Below are 16317 nucleotides of genomic sequence, written 5' to 3'. Positions count from 1 at the left end.
AAGAAATGTAGCACAGACCGGCCAGACGAGCCAAAGGGGCAGATCAAGATTGCGCAAGTCGGTAATTTCTGCCAGTTTCGCCCATTTGGGTGACTTTCGCCAGCTCCCAGCACCGGGAATCCCCCTCCGGCTCGTTTTCCGGCACGCTGGCGGCTTCGTGTGACGCGGACAAGGGGTAACTATGGCCCGGCCAGTCGATCGCTATCACGGCCGCACGTCTCAAATAGAAAGCTTTGTAATGTGCGGTGCGCCGCAACAATCGGCATCGCCAGGGCGTTTCGGGGGCGGATGGGCGTATTGTGCTCATTTTTTAAGCAAACTGGCCTGTTCCAGGTGATTGGCAGCCCGAAACCTGTGACGAGATGCTTGCGGAGGCCAGTTCACAGTGCAGACTTGGATTCGGCGAGGTCAATGAGTGGTTATTTTGAGCCTGCTCGACCACGCGGCGGCGCCGATGCGGTGCTACCCACGCCTGTTGTCAACTCGGCCGTGCTCTCCACAGCTTGTCGAAGTGGGTGAACACGTCATTGAGCAGCACGGACAACGGATGCGGCGTACCGCCGTGTTGGCTGGGCGCTCGCCGGTCGGTTCGAACGACTCAGCCAGCGCGCGGCATGGAGAGCAAGGGCGCTTTCTACGGCACCCGCTCCGTTCTTTGTCTCGTCCCAGCTTAGGCGGCCTCGATCACACCAGACTCATAGCTCTCAGAATCGGCCAGCGACGATTGTTCGACTAAAGCCTCCGCAAAGCGTGTCTGACAACTCTGCGTTACCCGCAGGCGGTCTCGTAGATGTGCACACAAACGCCGAAGTTCACTGGCCCGATTAACGATACGCTGCTGTTCGCTGAGAGGTGGCAGTGGTAGCAGGAATGAGTAAATCTTCTTGAGAACCAAATTCTTATTGCCGACTCCTTCTGTCCCATCGGCTGATTGCTGCCGGACCTCCGGAGAGTTGATGAGAAGCGCGAGATAGTCGCTGTTGATGAGCGCAGTTGGCAATTTGATCAGTGCGACACTCACAAATAAGCTAAATGGTCGATCATCGTCTACGACAACAGCTATACCTGTTGTGCCGATCTTCGTCAGCAAAACATCACCCGGTTTCGGATTGCACCGCATCGAAAGCTCTGCGTGGGTTTCCTCCGAGACAAACCGAGTGTCCGAAAAATCAAGGCGACCGGCGCTTATATCTTTAACTGATAGGAACGGAACGCCCTGCGGCGTGTATTCCGGCGTGTGATGCGCGCCATCTGTGATTTGCGTCGCAATATCCGCAAGCCTTACCCACTGCCAACTTGTAGGCAATTCACAGGGCTTGTCATCGTCGCTGATCGGCGCGACTGGCTTGTCTCGCTTGATCTTACCTCCAGCGAACAACCGATCCTTCTCTACCCGAATCTTTCGCAGCAGCTCCTCAGCAGGCTCGTCACTCGAATCCTGCGGCACGAGAAATCCGCGCACGGCAAGCTGCAGGATAGTCTGCTCAAACGCGTCCACAGCCTCCGGGCGATCTAGCAGAAGATCGAAATACGCGGACACCCGCCTCCAGTTCTCGGCGAGCACGTGCGGCGACCCGCTCGTGCCCAATGAATCAAGCAAGGTCGAGACCAGTCGTGCATGCTGATCCGCTTCCAGACGTCCACGTGCCTCTAATTCATCGCACAGGCACATCAGCTCGTCGACTTTCGTGACGATTCGGGCCTGCTCATTAATAGGTGGCAGCGGAAAACAATAGCGCGCCAATTCCCGCCCTGCGAAATGTTTGATCGTCGCGCCAGTGAAGTACTTCTCTAAACGGCCAGTCTTCGCATCAATTTCGAGACAAAGCGCAATATAGTCCGGAAGAATCCCACCATAAGGCCGAACTCGATGCAGCGCCTTCTGAAAGTACACTTCTGCAATCTGGTCGCGCCAAATAGCGCACCGCCCAGGCTCCCCGCCTTCGCATATCAACAGATCGCCGTATCGGACACGATATTCATCCAACTCGTGGGGCTCAAGGAATATCATCTTGACGTCGCCAAGATTAAATCGATTCCATTGAACGTTGGTGTTGCGAAGATAGGGGTATGGAGAGCCGGTGTTCTTTCCCTTATCAAGCATTTTCCCCAAGCGAGCGTCAGCAATCTGCTGAAGTCTTACCCATTTCCAGCTATCTGGAATCGTGATGGCCGCTTCCCCGAAAGCTATCTCGGCATGTACCCGATCAGGCTGCGTATTACGCTTGCCGCTTAATTGGATTTTCTCTGCTTCGACGCGAAACAATAGCGCATCAACTGGCTCATCGTTAGCGTTCTGAGGCACCAACTTGCCAGCCACGGCCAAACTTAAAATCAATTCTCGCAAGCGTGTGACGGCGTCCGGCGCTTTGGCCAGCAAGTCAAAACCTTCCTGGAGGTTCATGCTCGCCCCTCCAACGCATCCGCCAAGATTCCTTTGAGCTGTTCGCGCAACGCCTGAACCTCATCGGTCAGTCGCTGGTACTGCGCCAGCAATTCATCCGGGTCGTGACTCTCTTCCTCTGCCCGGTGCGGATTCTTTTGGTCAAGGTTGTAGCCGTTCGCCTTCAGCGCGTCGATACTGACCTTCCATGCGAATTCGTTTTCGACACGGCTCGCGAAGCCACCTTCTTCACTGCCCCACCATGCCTTCTCCGGCGCAAATTCTTCGATGCGAATCGGCTTGGTCTTCGAGTAGCTTTTGTACCCGGCGGGATAGGGATGCTCGTAGTACCAGACTTCGCGAGTCGGCGTCCCCTTCGTGAAGAACAGCAGGTTTGTCTTAATGCCGGTGTAGGGCGCGAAGACACCATTCGGCAAACGCACGATCGTGTGTAAGTTGCATTCGGTGAGCAGCTTTTCCTTGATTCGGCTCTTCACGCCCTCGCCGAACAGCGTGCCGTCTGGCAACACGACCGCCGCCCGTCCGTTGTGCTTCAGCAACTCAATGATCAGCACAAGGAACAGGTCGGCCGTTTCACGCGTACGCACATCAGCCGGGAAGTTCGTCTCGATACCCGGCTCTTCGGTGCCGCCGAACGGAGGATTGGTCAGGATCACGTCAACCAGATCGCGAGTGCCATAGTCCGCCAGCGGACGCGACAGCGTGTTGTCGTGACGAATCTGCGACGGTACCTCGATGCCGTGCAGCAGCATATTGGTCACGCAGAGCAGATGCGGCAACTGTTTTTTCTCGACGCCCCGGATTGAATTCTGTAGTACCGCGTCGTCATCCACGTGCTTGCGCTGGCCTTTCAGGTGCTCAATCGCGCAGGCCAGAAAGCCGCCCGTACCGCACGCCGGGTCGAGCACACGTTCGCCAAGCCGGGGGTTGATTTGGTCGACCATGAACTGCGTCACAGCACGCGGCGTGTAGAACTCCCCGGCATTACCGGCACTCTGCAAATCCTTGAGGATTTTTTCGTATAGGTCGTTGAATTGGTGGCGTTCCGACTGGCTGTTGAAGTCGACCTCGTTGATCTTATTGACCACCTGGCGCACCAGTTGGCCCGACTTCATGTAGTTATATGCGTCGCCGAACACCTCGCGCACGACAAAGCCGCGCGCATTGCGCTGCGCATCGGCATCCAGTTCCTTCAGGGTTGGGAACAGGTCGTCATTAATGAACGTCAAGAGCTCGTCGCCGGTAATGCTCTCGGGGTCCGCCGCCCAGTTACGCCAGCGCAGCCGTTCCGGCAGCGGCGAGCGGAACCCATCGCGCATTAGCTCAAGCTCGGTTTCCTGATCGTCGAAGATTTTCAGGAAGAACAGCCACGTCAACTGCGAGATACGTTGCGCGTCGCCATCGACACCCGCGTCTTGGCGCATGATGTCCTGTATGGACTTGATGAAGGTGGAACTGATAGTCATGAATACGTTGTTAATGCGTTACTGATAGAGGGCGCGTTCAAGTTCGCGCAGCGCGGCCTGATACTGGGCACGACCGCCGAATGCACTGATGATCTCGACCGGCGATCCAAGCAGGTCGAGCGGGGTGAGCTTCAGAACCTCAGGCTGTTCGATGTTCTCGATCCCGTCGTCGGCGTATTTGTCCAGCAGCGCCTGAAGGACCTTGCGAGCCGTGTCGCTATATTTTCCAAATGCGTCGCGTTTCTTCACGCGCTCGGCACGTTCACGGCGCGTGAGCGGCTTCTGTCCGAATGCGATGTGGCAGATCAGGTCAAACGGGTCCAGCTCCTTGCCAACCTCGCGGGCCAGCTCATCAAACAGGATGCCGTGTTCCTCTAGCTCTGAGATTATCGCCTGTTTCCGGTCGGCCTCACTCCACGCCTGCAGAAATGCATCGAGTGAGACGAAGCGCTTGCCAATCTGAATGCGCGTGAAGTCACGCAGCGACTCGGTGATCAGCTTGCCGTCCGGACCGAGGTACTGGACCCGCTCGTTGACAACATACACGGGCACCTCGTCGACCACATACCGGACACGTTCATCTCCACCCGGAGGTAATGGGCCTCCTGCCTGTCCGTCGATCCCCGGGGATTCGTCTTCATCCTCGGGGGGCGTGACCGGCGCATCGGGCTCAGGCTCAAAAACCACCACCGGATCACCATCAAACGCGGGATCGGCAAACAGTTCTGTCGCTTTCTTGAAGTCAAGAATCGTGAACCAAAGCTTCCCATGCTCTTCATCGATTCGTGTTCCCCGCCCGATGATCTGCTTGAACTCAGTCATCGAGTTGATCGTTCGGTCGAGCACTACCAACCGGCAGGTCTTCGCGTCCACACCGGTCGTCATCAAACGCGATGTAGTCGCGATAACCGGGTAGGCCTTACGCGGATTAATAAAATTGTCGAGCTCGAGCTTGCCTTCCGCGTTGTCGCCCGTGATCTGCATGACATACTTGGGATTGCTGGCGGCGAGATCAGCATTGGCGTTAGCGAGTGCCTGACGCATTCGCGCTGCGTGATCGATGTCTTCGCAGAACACGATGGTCTTTGCCATTCGGTCCGTCGCCTTCAGAAATTCCGTGATTCGCCTGGCCACCGCTTCATCGCGTCGCGTCAAAACCAACGACTTGTTCATGTCTGACTGGTTGTAGATGCGGTCCTCAATGATCTGCCCAGATTTATCGAGCATGCCCTGCGTCGGTCGCCAGCCGAGGTCCTTGTCGAGATCGACCCGGATCACCTTGTACGGGGCGAGGAAGCCATCCTCGATGCCCTGTCGCAGCGAGTATGTGTAGACCGGTTCACCGAAATAGGTGATGTTCGATATCTCGGCCGTTTCCTTGGGCGTTGCCGTCAGGCCAAGATGGGTTGCGGAGCTAAAGTAGTCAAGAATTTCGCGCCATGCAGAATCCTCGGCGGCACTCCCTCGGTGACACTCATCGATCACTATCAGGTCGAAGAAGTCCGGGCTGAACTCCCGGTAGACGTTCTGCTCTTCCTCGGTTCCCGTGACGGCCTGATAAAGCGACAGATATATCTCGTACGACTTGTCGATCGTGCGATTTTCGATCTTGGTCATCGCCCCGCCGAATGGCTTGAAGTCGTTGACCTTGGTTTGATCTACGAGGATATTGCGATCAGCAAGGAACAGGATGCGCTTTACTGCACGGGCTTTCCACAGACGCCAAATGATCTGAAAAGCCGTGAAGGTCTTGCCGGTACCGGTCGCCATGACAAGGAGGATGCGCTGCTGCCCCTTGGTCACAGCCTCGATCGCGCGATTCACCGCGTTCAATTGGTAGTAGCGGGCGGTCTTGCCGGGGTGGTAATCCTGCGAGTAGACGGGGGCGGCTTCCGGCGCAATGCCTTTCCATGCGAGATAGCGCTGCCAGAGCGCGTCCGGTGACGGGAATTCGTCGATGCCGATCTCACGTTCGAGGACGCCATCATGCATGGTCCGGTCGTGCCAGAGGAATCCGTCGCCGTTGCTCGAAAACGCAAATGGAACGTCCAGCATGTCGGCGTACGCGAGTGCTTGCTGGATACCGTCGCGCACCGAGTGCTTGTTGTCCTTTGCCTCGACCACGGCAAGCGGGATGCCGGGCTTCAGATACAGGACGTAGTCGGCCCGGCGGATAGTTTTCTCGTCGCGACGAGCTTTGTTGCCGCGTACCACGACGCGCCCGTCAGTCAGGGCGACTTCCTCGCGAATTTGCAGTTGGAGGTCCCAGCCTGCCTCGATCAGGGCAGGCGAAATGAACTTGCTGCGGATGTCCTGCTCGGATAGCGATTTTTTTTCCATGTTCTTCCGACTCTTTTGGGCTCCCCGAGAACGATCCACTTCTCGTGCAGGTAGCGGCGGCGTAACTGGCTGAACGGCTGTGATTTAAGCGTGTGGCCTGCATTATGAAGCAAGCTGCGGGAACTCAGCACCGAACTGGAAGCGATCAGCCAGCGTGCGGGACGCTGCCGAATCGAAATCGCCCAATGCCCCCGTCCACATCGCAGCTTTGACTGCGTTGCCGCCTGCGTGTGACGTGGTGGGGCGCGTGAAAGCCGGGCAAGCGTCAATGCTAACGCGACTTTGGTGCCGACGGAGCCGTTGACATTTGATCCCAAAACGGGAACAATCTTACCATGATCCCATCATGGGAACAAAAGAAAGGTGACGATGTCAACGGAGAAGTTGCAACATGAGAGTCATCGGGCTCGGCGTGCTAAGCGCCTTTTGTGACGAGCATGCTGATTGCCGAAAATGGGTCTCGAACTGGATTCAGGACGTCAAGCAGAGCACGTGGATGACAACGCACGACATTAAGTTGCGCTACCCCTCCGCCAGCTTTCTCGCAGAGAACATCGTGATCTTCAATGTTCGCGGAAACAGCTACCGGCTTGAGACGCAGGTTGCGTTCGGTACCGGGGTAGTTGCGGTGAAATGGATCGGCACTCACGCCGAATACGACAAACGGAAGTTTTAGGTATGAAGTACAGAGTTCTTAGGACAGAAGACCAGCATCGAGAGGCGCTCGAGGAGGCTGAGCGTCTAGTTGCGCTCGATCCCACGCCAGGATCGCCCGACGCTGAACGTCTGGAACTGTTGACGCTTCTCATCGAGGACTACGAAAAGCGCGCCTTTTCTTTCGACGCTCTCGATCCTCTCGATGTCATTGAATTCCGAATGGCAGAGCAGGGATTGCGCCAAAGGGACCTAGTCCCCATGATCGGCAGCCGCAGTCGGGTATCGGAGGTTCTTTCGGGCAAACGTCCGCTCACCGTACAAATGATCCGCTCTCTGTCGGTCGGCCTCGGAATCCCAGCCGATGCACTGATTGGGGCCGAGCCGAGCCGATCCTCTACGATCGCGGATCAAACCTCACTGACAATCGACTGGAAGCAGTTTCCCTATGGCGAAATGGAACGCCGCGGCTGGTTCAAGGGGATTCGAGTAACCGGTGCGACGAGCGAAGATCGATTGGAATCGTTCCTGAAGCAGGTGGTACCAAAAGAGCCAGCGGAGGTGCTTTTCCGCCGACGCTTCCAAGGAATCGAGATAGACGAGAAGTCGTATTACTCAACGCTGGCGTGGTCAGCGCGAATTCTCACGCGGGCTAGAGAGGCCGGTGAATCGCTGCCGCAATTTGATCCGGCAAAAATCACTACCGATACGCTGCGCGACCTTGCCCGCCTTAGCTGGCTGGACAACGGTCCGAGGCTTGCCGTCGAGTTCTTAGCAAAGCTTGGCATTGTCGTCATCGTCGAACAAAGACTACGTAATGCTGTTTTGGACGGCGTGGCTCTCATGTCCGAGACAAGGCGGCCAATTATCGGTTTGACGCTACGGATAGACCGGATCGACTATTTCTGGTTTACATTAATGCATGAGGTCGCGCACGTCTGGCGACACTTAAGTGATTCAAGCGAAGCGTTTATCGATAGGATCGAACGTATCGCGAGTGCTGAACGCACGACAGAATCGAAAGAGAACGAGGCAAACAGAATCGCGCGCGACGCGTTTATCAAGCGCGCGGTTTGGGAGCGGAGCCCGGCTCGGCTCGCTCCATCGCGGGAAAGCATCCAGATGCTCGCCGACCAATTGCATATCCATCCGGCCATCGTCGCCGGTCGAGTGCAGTTTGAGACGGGGCAATACAACCAGTTTCGCGAGTTTTTGGGCCAAGGCGAGGTGCAGAAACACTTCGAGGACGCTTTTCCTGATGCGGGGAACGAAACATGAAGTCGCCGGTATACGTGCCCATTGTGAAGGGCAAACTGTACGACGTGATGGCTGTCGGTGCGCTCTCAAGTCAAGAGCGTAACATCACGAAGCCGCTCATTGAGACGATGCCCATCAATCCCAAGAAGCCTGCGATCGATGAGCACGTCCACAAGTTTTGCCAGTACATTAGGAAGCACGTACCGCTCGGTGAGCTTTTTGTCGACTTTTATGGCCTGATGCCGGACGCATGTGCGTCCGATGGCACCAATGCAACGATCTTCGGGTATCAACTCCTAAAGGGCCTGGGACGGTATGCAACCCCCGTATACGGGCTTGAACGGAACGATGAACTTTGGATTTCGCTGAAAGATGTAGTTGCGAGTTTCAACAAAGGGTTCGCGTTTCGGCTTCGCCGGGATGATCTCGCCGAGGACTTAGTCGACGAAACATGGAGTTCCATCGTCGAGCGATCAGCTCAAATGGGCCTCAAGGAAGAGGCGGTCGACTTGATTCTTGATTTCGCGAGTCTGCCGGACGCTGACACAGCTGGAATCGAAGAAGCTGTGATTTCTTTCTTCTTTCACAATCCACGCGTGAGGCGCTATCGCAACATCGTCGTGGCTGCATCGTCTGCACTGCGGACGGTGGGTGATGTTGAGAAGGATGGCGTGAGCGAAGTTTTGCGTAGCGAACTTCACTTGTGGTCTCGCCTGTGGCACGACATGCCCGACGATGTCAAACCCATCTACGGCGACTACGGTGTAATCCATCCCGATTTCAGCGACATCGGGCCAAATAAATACATGAATGCCAAGATTCGCTATACCGTTGGCGACAAGATTGTGTACTTCCGAGGTCATGGTCTCTTACACCCTGTAAAGGATTACAACCAGTACTACGACCTGGCCAAAAAGGTGGTAACTGACATCCGCTATCGCACGCGGAAGTACAGCTTCGGCGACAGCTACATCGATGACTGCGCTCGCAAACTAGGCAAGCCCGGTGCGCCAGGTACTTGGGTAAGAGCTGACATGAATCACCACGTGACGTATGCGGCAGAGCAAGTGGATCGGCTGGTCAAAGTGTTCTCTTCATTGCCAAACCCGGCGGATGCCGCTGCGCTGCTGACTGCGGTCTGACTGCAAACTCCATTGTCCCGAGAAAAACGGCGGGGTCGGTTATACGGGGGGCAGCGTGTACTTCTATATTGACGAATCAGGACATACAGGACCCAACCTGTTTGATCCGGCACAACCAATGCTGTACTACGGAGTACTTTCAAGTCGCGTAAATCTGGATGTCGTTGCGGTAGAGAAAGTTGACGCAATACGGCGGCGCCTAGGAGTGCCTCGGTTGCATGCAGCCGAACTTGGCATTGGGCGTTTGATGGACGTAGTTCCTCACGTGCTCCCTCTTGTAAAGCAATTTGACATCCGTTTCGACGTCTATCGAATAGCCAAGCCTGATCACGCGATCATTTGCTTTTTTGACCAAGTCTTCGATCAGGGAGTGAACCCGGCGGTCACCTGGACAGGCTACTGGACACCTTTGCGATACGTCATCCTCATAAAGCTCGCCGCGCTCTTCGATGAGGACTTAGCTAGATCGGCTTGGCAGGCCCGTATTACACCCAAAGACGATATCTCCCTTCCCATCTTGCAACAAGTCTGCCGCGAGCTCAGGAGGCGCACTGATAGGCTGCCTGACGCGCGATCGAGACAGTTGATCGGCGACGCGTTAGCGTGGGTGGACGCAAATCCGGGCGAGATTTCCTACAACGTGTCGAGCAAGAGAGACATTCTTCAGGTGACGCCCAACGTGGTCGGATTCCAGTCTGTGGTGCACGGGATCGCAAGTCGACTTCGGAACATTAAGACGCGGGCTTCGCGCATCATCGTCGATCAGCAATCCCAGTTTAATAGCGCACAACGCACGCTGGCCGATTTCTATCGCAGTTCGCGTGGCTTCAAAGCGCCTATGGGTCCCGGGCTGCCCATGGTGGACCACACGCACGTTCCGGATGTGCCACTCGAATTTTTGGCCTCCACGAATAGTTGCGGCCTCGAGCTCGTTGACGTGCACTTGTGGGTTTTTAAGCGCGCGATGGAGGGCGCGGACCTACCGCCCAAAGTCGGCGCCTTGGTATGTGCACACATGTACCGATCCAAAACCGATGAGATTTCGATAAGCGCGATTGCGCATCGCTGGTCAAAGTGGTTTAGTGAAATCCCAGAGATTGAAGAAATGTCACCGGAAAAAATCGAACGCGCGAAAGAAATCATCAAGGTCGACGAAGAACGACGACTCAAGGCAATGGCAGGAGACCAGTCGCCGCGCTGACAACTCGCCCGACAGTACCGCGGTGCGAACCGAGCGGTGAATTCATGCCAGGAGTATTCTCGAAATCGAGCGTTGTTCCTCATCGATTTTATTGTATTGCACCGGCACAGCCAGCCGGGTATCACTGACGTCGTGTTCGGCAGCGTTCTTAAGCTTCGGACAAGAAAATTTCGATCTCCTTTCTGACAGCGTCCTCGCTTTCAAGCCGACCTGCAATCGTTATGGAGCGTTCTCGGCAATCCATTAGCAAGCCCAGGATAGCATTGACCTTGTCGAGCGATCTCAACAATTTCCTCACTCTGCCCAATTTGCTTGGATGGGCCGCCACCCAGGTCGTTGTTCTTATTTTGATCGGTGTTTTTCCATCATCCGCATAAGACGAGACCAATGAACCTCGCGATTCAGCATCCCTTATTAAGCCTTCAACCGACTCGTCAATTTCAGCATATTGCAACAACGCTGATGGATTGACGCCGACATCCTCGAAGCAGTAGTGGTAAATAATGCTGCTGTGAGAAAAACCACTCGGAAAGTATCTGAGCTCGTGCTGAAGGCATGACACCAACAGTTCCTGCATGGATTTTGTGTGCCCGAACAAAATAACGTCATTTTGAAGTGACGCGGAATCAAGAGTCGCTGTTGCATGCAGGTCGCATAGCACCGTTTCTAAGAATGCATCTATCTTTTTGAGTAACTCGAGAAGAGCGCAACTCTTAGGATCATACGGGAAGACATATCCAAGCTCGTCGTCCAGCGAGCGGTATGTTTTGTTTTGATCGGTAATGTCGAAATGCAAAAGACCCCTCAAGCTCTCAGATTCACGCATAACTTCGAGAGCGAGCGCTTGTGCAACAGCCGGTATCGTGAATGACTTTAGCCTGACCCACTTGTTGAAAAGAGCGTTTTGCTTTGCACGCAATTCTTTGCTGCGCTCGTCTTGCCATTGGGCCATGAGGCGGCCATGTGCGACATCGATCAGCAGTTGCAGCGTGCTTAACGGCAGAACACCCGCGCGAGGCTCAATCATACTCGCCCAGAAATCGCACCAATCCTTTCCGTCTATCGCCTTGAGATACCTGCCGTTCGACTTGTCATACATCATGACTCGCAGACCTACACCCCTACCCATACGTCCTCCCAGCTGATCGATCTTGTTCACATTGACACAATTATCATCCAGACATAGCCGCTCGGGGTCTATCACGGGGAGTTCAGGACGCGGTTAGCAGTGGGGAGTACGTTCCAGGGACCACCGACACGCCCCACTCGGCTCGTATGGGTACACCGTAGCGGGCCATGCGCCGGATCATCTGGATGTGGATCAACAGGGTCAACCGTTTATTTGATCCATGGTAAAATTGATCCATCATTTCAAATGATCCTCTCAAAACCATGCGCAAACTCTATTACGGGCGGATTTCCACCACGGACGGCCAGTCAGCCGCGAGCCAGTACGAGGACGCCAGAGCCCACGACGTGCAGGACAAGGACGTTTTCATCGACGAGGGCGTGAGCGGCTATCACGTGGCTCCTGACGCACGGGAGCAGTGGCGCAGAGCCGAACACGATCTGCGTCACGGCGGCATTCTCATCGTGCGCTGGCTGGACCGGATCAGCCGCCGCTATGACGAGTTGCACGCCACCATGCGTCGATTGATGGAGCTGGGTGTACGTGTCGAATGCACGCTCAATGGAATGGTATTTGACGGAAAGGCAAAAGACCCGATCGAGAAAGCGACACGCGACGCGATTCTGGCGTTCATGGCCGCACAGGGCGAAGCTGACTATCTGAACCGCGCCGAGATGCAGCGACGCGGGATTGCCATCGCGAAGGCCGAAGGGAAATACAGGGGGCGCGCACGGTCGCACGATTACGTAACGATCAAGGCATGGCGCGCTGAAAACGGCGCGAGTATCCGGGAAACCGCCGAGAAGTTCGGCGTCGGAACAGCGACGGTAAAGCGGGCGTGCGCCGAGACCATGCCGTCTGGTTCGGTAGTCAATCGCGGAAATCAATGTGACCGGTAATCAACACGCGCGGCTGGAGTTGTCTACCACGTTTGGGACGCTATCAGAGCGGTAGCTTATCGGACGATTCATTTCCAGACGTCCGGCATCTGCCAATGCGTCTCCCACGCAGCAGCACGGCAGAATCCATAGTTCGGTCGCATCCCAACTCACATGGGGACGCTTTCTCGGGTGATTGCGTGGTTCACCGCCGGGTTAGGCTAATTGGGGCCGCTCCCGAGCGCAGAGATGCCAGTGAATCCGTTCCCCGAGGCCCGTAGGCATCTCCTGCCGGACGCTCTGAGTAAGAGAGCGATGAAAAATCTGAAGACACAATGACAGAAACCGTGCTAAAACTACGCGAGCCGAAGTGAAAATTGCTCTAAATAGTCGATCATTATTGGGAATGCTGTGGTGGGTCTATTATTAAAGTCATTTCCTGCAATATTGTTGCCGACGCGCGCATAGTTCATTGCATTATCAATGCATCCCCCAGCCTTGATCAACGCATTGTATATATCCTTATCACTCTTGCCATAGTCGGGAAAAATTTCTTCCAGTCTACGTCTCATTTGAGTCCCGATGCTAGCATCGGGCAGAGCAGCAACAGGAGCGGTAGATGCTGCATCTTTGAAGTGCAGCAAGAGCCAGTACTCATAGCAAGGATTGCTGGGAATCGCAACAATAATCGGAAGGCCATCTCCATTTTTTAATGTCTGAGCCTGCGCCTGGTGGAGCGCGTCGCGAAAATGTGCATCATCATCATGGTCGAATACGCAAAAAATTTTCTCGTATTTTCCAGGGTGCCTGGCAGCATGTTCGACCGCCTCTTGCACTACCCTATGAGTTTGATAACCGAGACCAATGATTTCGCAGCGGTCCGGCGGCAGCCCAAGTTTTTCGCTGCAAAATGCCTTTAAATAATAGACAGAGCTTTTTGTATCTTCACAAAGGATAAGAACGCATCCTTTCAGGGGAAGCGCATGCCTCAGCATACCCATGGACGAGATGTTCGGAGCCTCCGCACTCTTTGTGTCACCGTTCTCATCTTCGACGACAACCTTGAGAATTGGCTCTTCCCAACATTTCCGTGATCTAAGGCTTATAAAGATACCGTTGCTAGCGACAACAGCACCTACAGCGTCGTGTGCGATCAATTCCCCGTCTACATCAGTATAGAAAATATGATTGTCAATCTCCTCCTTAGTTGGGCCGTCCGGCAAGCAATAGCGATACATCCATCCTGCTGCCACCTGCGCAAAGACGCTATCCTCAAATTTAATCTCATCGAGCCACGTGAAGAAGTCATACACCCCCTCTTCATCGGGCAATGGAAATCCTGGGCCATTAAATAGCGAGTCGCCGAAGTAAAGAGCCCCACCACAAACGCCTAGTTCGACCACATAGTCGATGAGCCCCGTCACTTCTGAAAACAAAGCTTTCGCTTCATTACGTGGAATCGTCGTTCCTGGTGAAACGCCCATGGATAAGGGGTTAAATATAAGAGGATACTCACTCATTTATTGTTGCCGTCTCTGCGCACGCATAATTTTCATCAAGGCCGCCTGATTTTGATCAAAAAATCCAGATGGCCATTCGCTGAGACGCCCGTTCGGCAGAATGTCAATTCTTTTGACTTCAGCCTCTAGTGCCGAACGTTGAAAGTAGTTTAGCGCCATCCGCTCCGGCGGGACACCGTCGCACGCAACAGCAACACAAAGGCCATTCAAAATATGGTCGCTGTGCGACTCAACAATAAACTGGACATCCTCTGCCGCTCGAGCCATAAGTCGTGCTAGCGCGATCTGGCCTTCTGGGTGCAAATGCGCTTCAGGATTTTCCATAAGCACAAGCGAGTGCGGCCGCGCATTCAGAATCGCGACAACAATAGGTAAGGAGTAGGTCACCCCAAATCCGACGTTGGTTGGTCGATGTTTTCTCGACCCGGAATAATAGAAGCTCGGCACAGTGATATCCGCCTGCTTCATTGGAAGCGCTTCCAATCGTACACCCGGACTTATCTCCCCCATCCACTTCTCGATGTTATGAAATAGATCATCACTAATTGCTTCGGGATGCCTAAGTCTGGGGTTTGGCAGTGCAACATCGCTCACGATTTCAGCCAAATATTGAAATGTATATTCGCCTCTTGTCCCCAAATATCCCGCCTTGATTCTTACTTCGTCCTCCCCGGTAGGAAAACTCGTACGCGGGCCAATACGTTCCGCACTAAGGTATTGCGGGAACAACCTCGCCGCAGATGGTTCAGATTTCTTACTTGTTATTCGAATACGCCCGTCCGTTTGCGATTCGGCTTCAATTTCGTAACGCAGTCCCTCATCCCCCGTCAGAAGCAGCTTCAGTTCGCTGGTTTGTGCGCCCTCGAAGTGGATGTCGGACCCTGTGCCGAGCCTGACCCAGTCCCCATTCAGTTTGAGAAAATCGCTTGCGTATCGATCGCAGTTTTGCTCAATCAAAAGAATGGATTGCAAAACAGACGATTTTCCCGTGCTATTAAGTCCGGAAAGCAAGGTAACTGGAGCAAGTGCGACATTTGTCGTACGGTGCGCCTTAAAGTTTGTTAATGTCAGTTGTCTAAACATTCTTTGAGAATTTCTCTGATAACCCGGTGTCTACAGTGAACTCGTGCAGTATCACCCGTCGTTGCAGAGATGGCGCTCATCAGCGTGACAGGTGCGCCACTTCCGCTCGATCTGTTTTCCTCCGTAGACTGGGCGTGCAATACGCGCTCGAAGGTCTCCAAAACTCTGCCTTTGCTCGTAACCAGCCTCTGAATCTGCTTTTCAGTTAGGTCAGTTAACGAGACCATCCAAGCCTCGTAAAGTGCTTTGTTGATAGGGCCGCGCCGAATTCCTGAGTCTGTAGCGTAGACTTTCCGGAATGCATACCGCCCGAGAATATTCTTTGCCGCAGTGCTGGCGCGAATAAAATCATCTTCCCACTTGTCTCTGTCCTGATCCGATGCCAGATTGAGACGCTCCATGGCTCTATCGAGAAACGAACCAAGTGTGTTATAGCCAGCATCTTCCCGCGATAAACTATAGTTTTCCCATCCGTAGGTATAAAAAGCGAGATACCGCAGAATGCATTCTCGAGCCTCCATTCTGCTGTCGTCAATTTTCCCCTCAGTCGACGCTTTGAACATTGGGTGTTCGACAATACGCCCAAGCCACTCACTGCCAGGCCCTTGAAAGAGAGCATGTCGAATCTCTTGATCCGACAGCGGCAGGCCCCCCGTATTGATCCGTCGAAATATGCTGGTCATGACTGTTTTGTCATGAACAGGCTGAATAATGTGAACTGTAATCTCGTATTCTTCAAAGCGCCTGACGTAGCTTCGCGGAAGGTCGCTCCATTTTTTCCCCTCCAGATCAGTCAGATATTCCAGGCCACTTAACACAAGTGGATCGGATTTATTCAGAACAAATTGTTGAATGCTGGATAGTCTCTGAAGTCCGTCGACAACGAGCCAGTGATCAGCGTCTTTTGCCGCAAAATAAAAAACCGGCAATGGTATTCGAAGCAAAATCGACTCGATTAACCGTGACTTTCTTTCGTTTGTCCACAGGTGAGCTCGCCGTTGAAAATCGGGGCTCAGCTCGATTTCATTGTGCGTGAGTCTTTTGACGAGGCTGTCCAGCGTAAGAGGCTTCGTTTTGACGTCTAGCTTTTCTGGATCAAACGGGACATGTGGAACGCCAGCTCCGGCGTTTTCTTCTTCAACGCTCGTAGTTTGGCCGCCCTCGACAAGAAGGAGGTCATTCTCAATTGGTAGTGTTGCACTCGCTGCCATTGTGCTCGCCACGGAAAAAATAGTTTGATCGC

12 protein-coding genes are annotated in these 16317 nt (G+C 54.2%); 5 read left to right on the top strand and 7 right to left on the bottom strand.

All coding sequences use genetic code 11. The annotated features are described in order from the left end of the window. Positions 1-670: 670 nt before the first annotated feature. From DIE11_RS28400 to hsdR, 3 genes are read right to left on the bottom strand one after another with little or no spacing between them, the layout of a single operon-like run. Complete coding sequence (locus DIE11_RS28400; RefSeq protein ID WP_124628593.1) at positions 671-2404, bottom strand: restriction endonuclease subunit S; 1734 nt, start codon at positions 2402-2404, stop codon at positions 671-673. Continuing rightward, positions 2401-3870: a class I SAM-dependent DNA methyltransferase gene (locus tag DIE11_RS28395; protein WP_124628591.1), complete on the bottom strand. Its 1470-nt coding sequence runs from the start codon at positions 3868-3870 to the stop codon at positions 2401-2403. Before DIE11_RS28395 ends, DIE11_RS28400 begins: the two co-directional genes overlap by 4 nt. A gap of 18 nt (positions 3871-3888) precedes the next feature. Further along, a complete protein-coding gene (hsdR, locus tag DIE11_RS28390) occupies positions 3889-6210 on the bottom strand; it encodes an EcoAI/FtnUII family type I restriction enzme subunit R (RefSeq protein WP_124628588.1) in 2322 nt (773 codons plus the stop codon). 391 nt (positions 6211-6601) lie between these two features. On the opposite strand from hsdR, the gene DIE11_RS28385 reads away from it, so the two are divergent. From DIE11_RS28385 to DIE11_RS28365, 4 genes are read left to right on the top strand one after another with little or no spacing between them, the layout of a single operon-like run. Continuing rightward, on the top strand, positions 6602-6886 hold the full coding sequence (locus DIE11_RS28385; RefSeq protein ID WP_124628586.1) for a type II toxin-antitoxin system HigB family toxin: 285 nt from the start codon (positions 6602-6604) through the stop codon (positions 6884-6886). Between the two features lie 2 nt (positions 6887-6888). Next, positions 6889-8142 carry an ImmA/IrrE family metallo-endopeptidase gene (locus DIE11_RS28375; RefSeq protein ID WP_185633835.1) on the top strand — a complete coding sequence of 418 codons (1254 nt, stop codon included), beginning with the start codon at positions 6889-6891 and terminating at the stop codon, positions 8140-8142. Then, positions 8139-9263: a beta family protein gene (locus DIE11_RS28370; protein ID WP_124628582.1), complete on the top strand. Its 1125-nt coding sequence runs from the start codon at positions 8139-8141 to the stop codon at positions 9261-9263. The genes DIE11_RS28375 and DIE11_RS28370 overlap by 4 nt, the downstream gene beginning before the upstream one ends. A gap of 55 nt (positions 9264-9318) precedes the next feature. Then, positions 9319-10464 (top strand): DUF3800 domain-containing protein, encoded by a 1146-nt coding sequence (locus DIE11_RS28365; RefSeq protein WP_124628580.1) that lies wholly within the window; start codon positions 9319-9321, stop codon positions 10462-10464. Positions 10465-10612: 148 nt separating this feature from the next. On the opposite strand, the gene DIE11_RS28360 is transcribed toward DIE11_RS28365, so the two are convergent. Beyond that, positions 10613-11623: a hypothetical protein gene (locus DIE11_RS28360; RefSeq protein WP_185633834.1), complete on the bottom strand. Its 1011-nt coding sequence runs from the start codon at positions 11621-11623 to the stop codon at positions 10613-10615. A 233-nt stretch (positions 11624-11856) separates the two neighbouring features. Between DIE11_RS28360 and DIE11_RS28355 the strand changes: the two genes are divergently transcribed. Next, the gene (locus DIE11_RS28355; protein WP_124628576.1) at positions 11857-12492 is read left to right on the top strand and encodes a recombinase family protein; all 636 of its coding nucleotides are present in this window, start codon (positions 11857-11859) and stop codon (positions 12490-12492) included. A gap of 335 nt (positions 12493-12827) precedes the next feature. Here the strand turns inward: DIE11_RS28355 and DIE11_RS28350 are convergent, their stop codons facing one another. From DIE11_RS28350 to DIE11_RS28340, 3 genes are read right to left on the bottom strand one after another with little or no spacing between them, the layout of a single operon-like run. Further along, positions 12828-13991, bottom strand: coding sequence for an RloB family protein (locus DIE11_RS28350; RefSeq protein ID WP_124628574.1), 1164 nt, complete (start codon positions 13989-13991; stop codon positions 12828-12830). Next, the gene (locus DIE11_RS28345) at positions 13992-15074 is read right to left on the bottom strand and encodes a DUF3696 domain-containing protein (protein ID WP_124628572.1); all 1083 of its coding nucleotides are present in this window, start codon (positions 15072-15074) and stop codon (positions 13992-13994) included. Further along, the gene (locus tag DIE11_RS28340) at positions 15059-16285 is read right to left on the bottom strand and encodes a DUF262 domain-containing protein (protein WP_185633833.1); all 1227 of its coding nucleotides are present in this window, start codon (positions 16283-16285) and stop codon (positions 15059-15061) included. The genes DIE11_RS28345 and DIE11_RS28340 overlap by 16 nt, the downstream gene beginning before the upstream one ends. Positions 16286-16317: the final 32 nt, after the last annotated feature.

Origin of the sequence: Burkholderia sp. Bp9012, assembly GCF_003853825.1 — a bacterium.
GTDB lineage: Bacteria > Pseudomonadota > Gammaproteobacteria > Burkholderiales > Burkholderiaceae > Burkholderia > Burkholderia diffusa.
The sequence above is the reverse complement of the archived record's forward strand: the minus strand, read 5'-3'. Positions and strand labels throughout refer to the sequence as shown.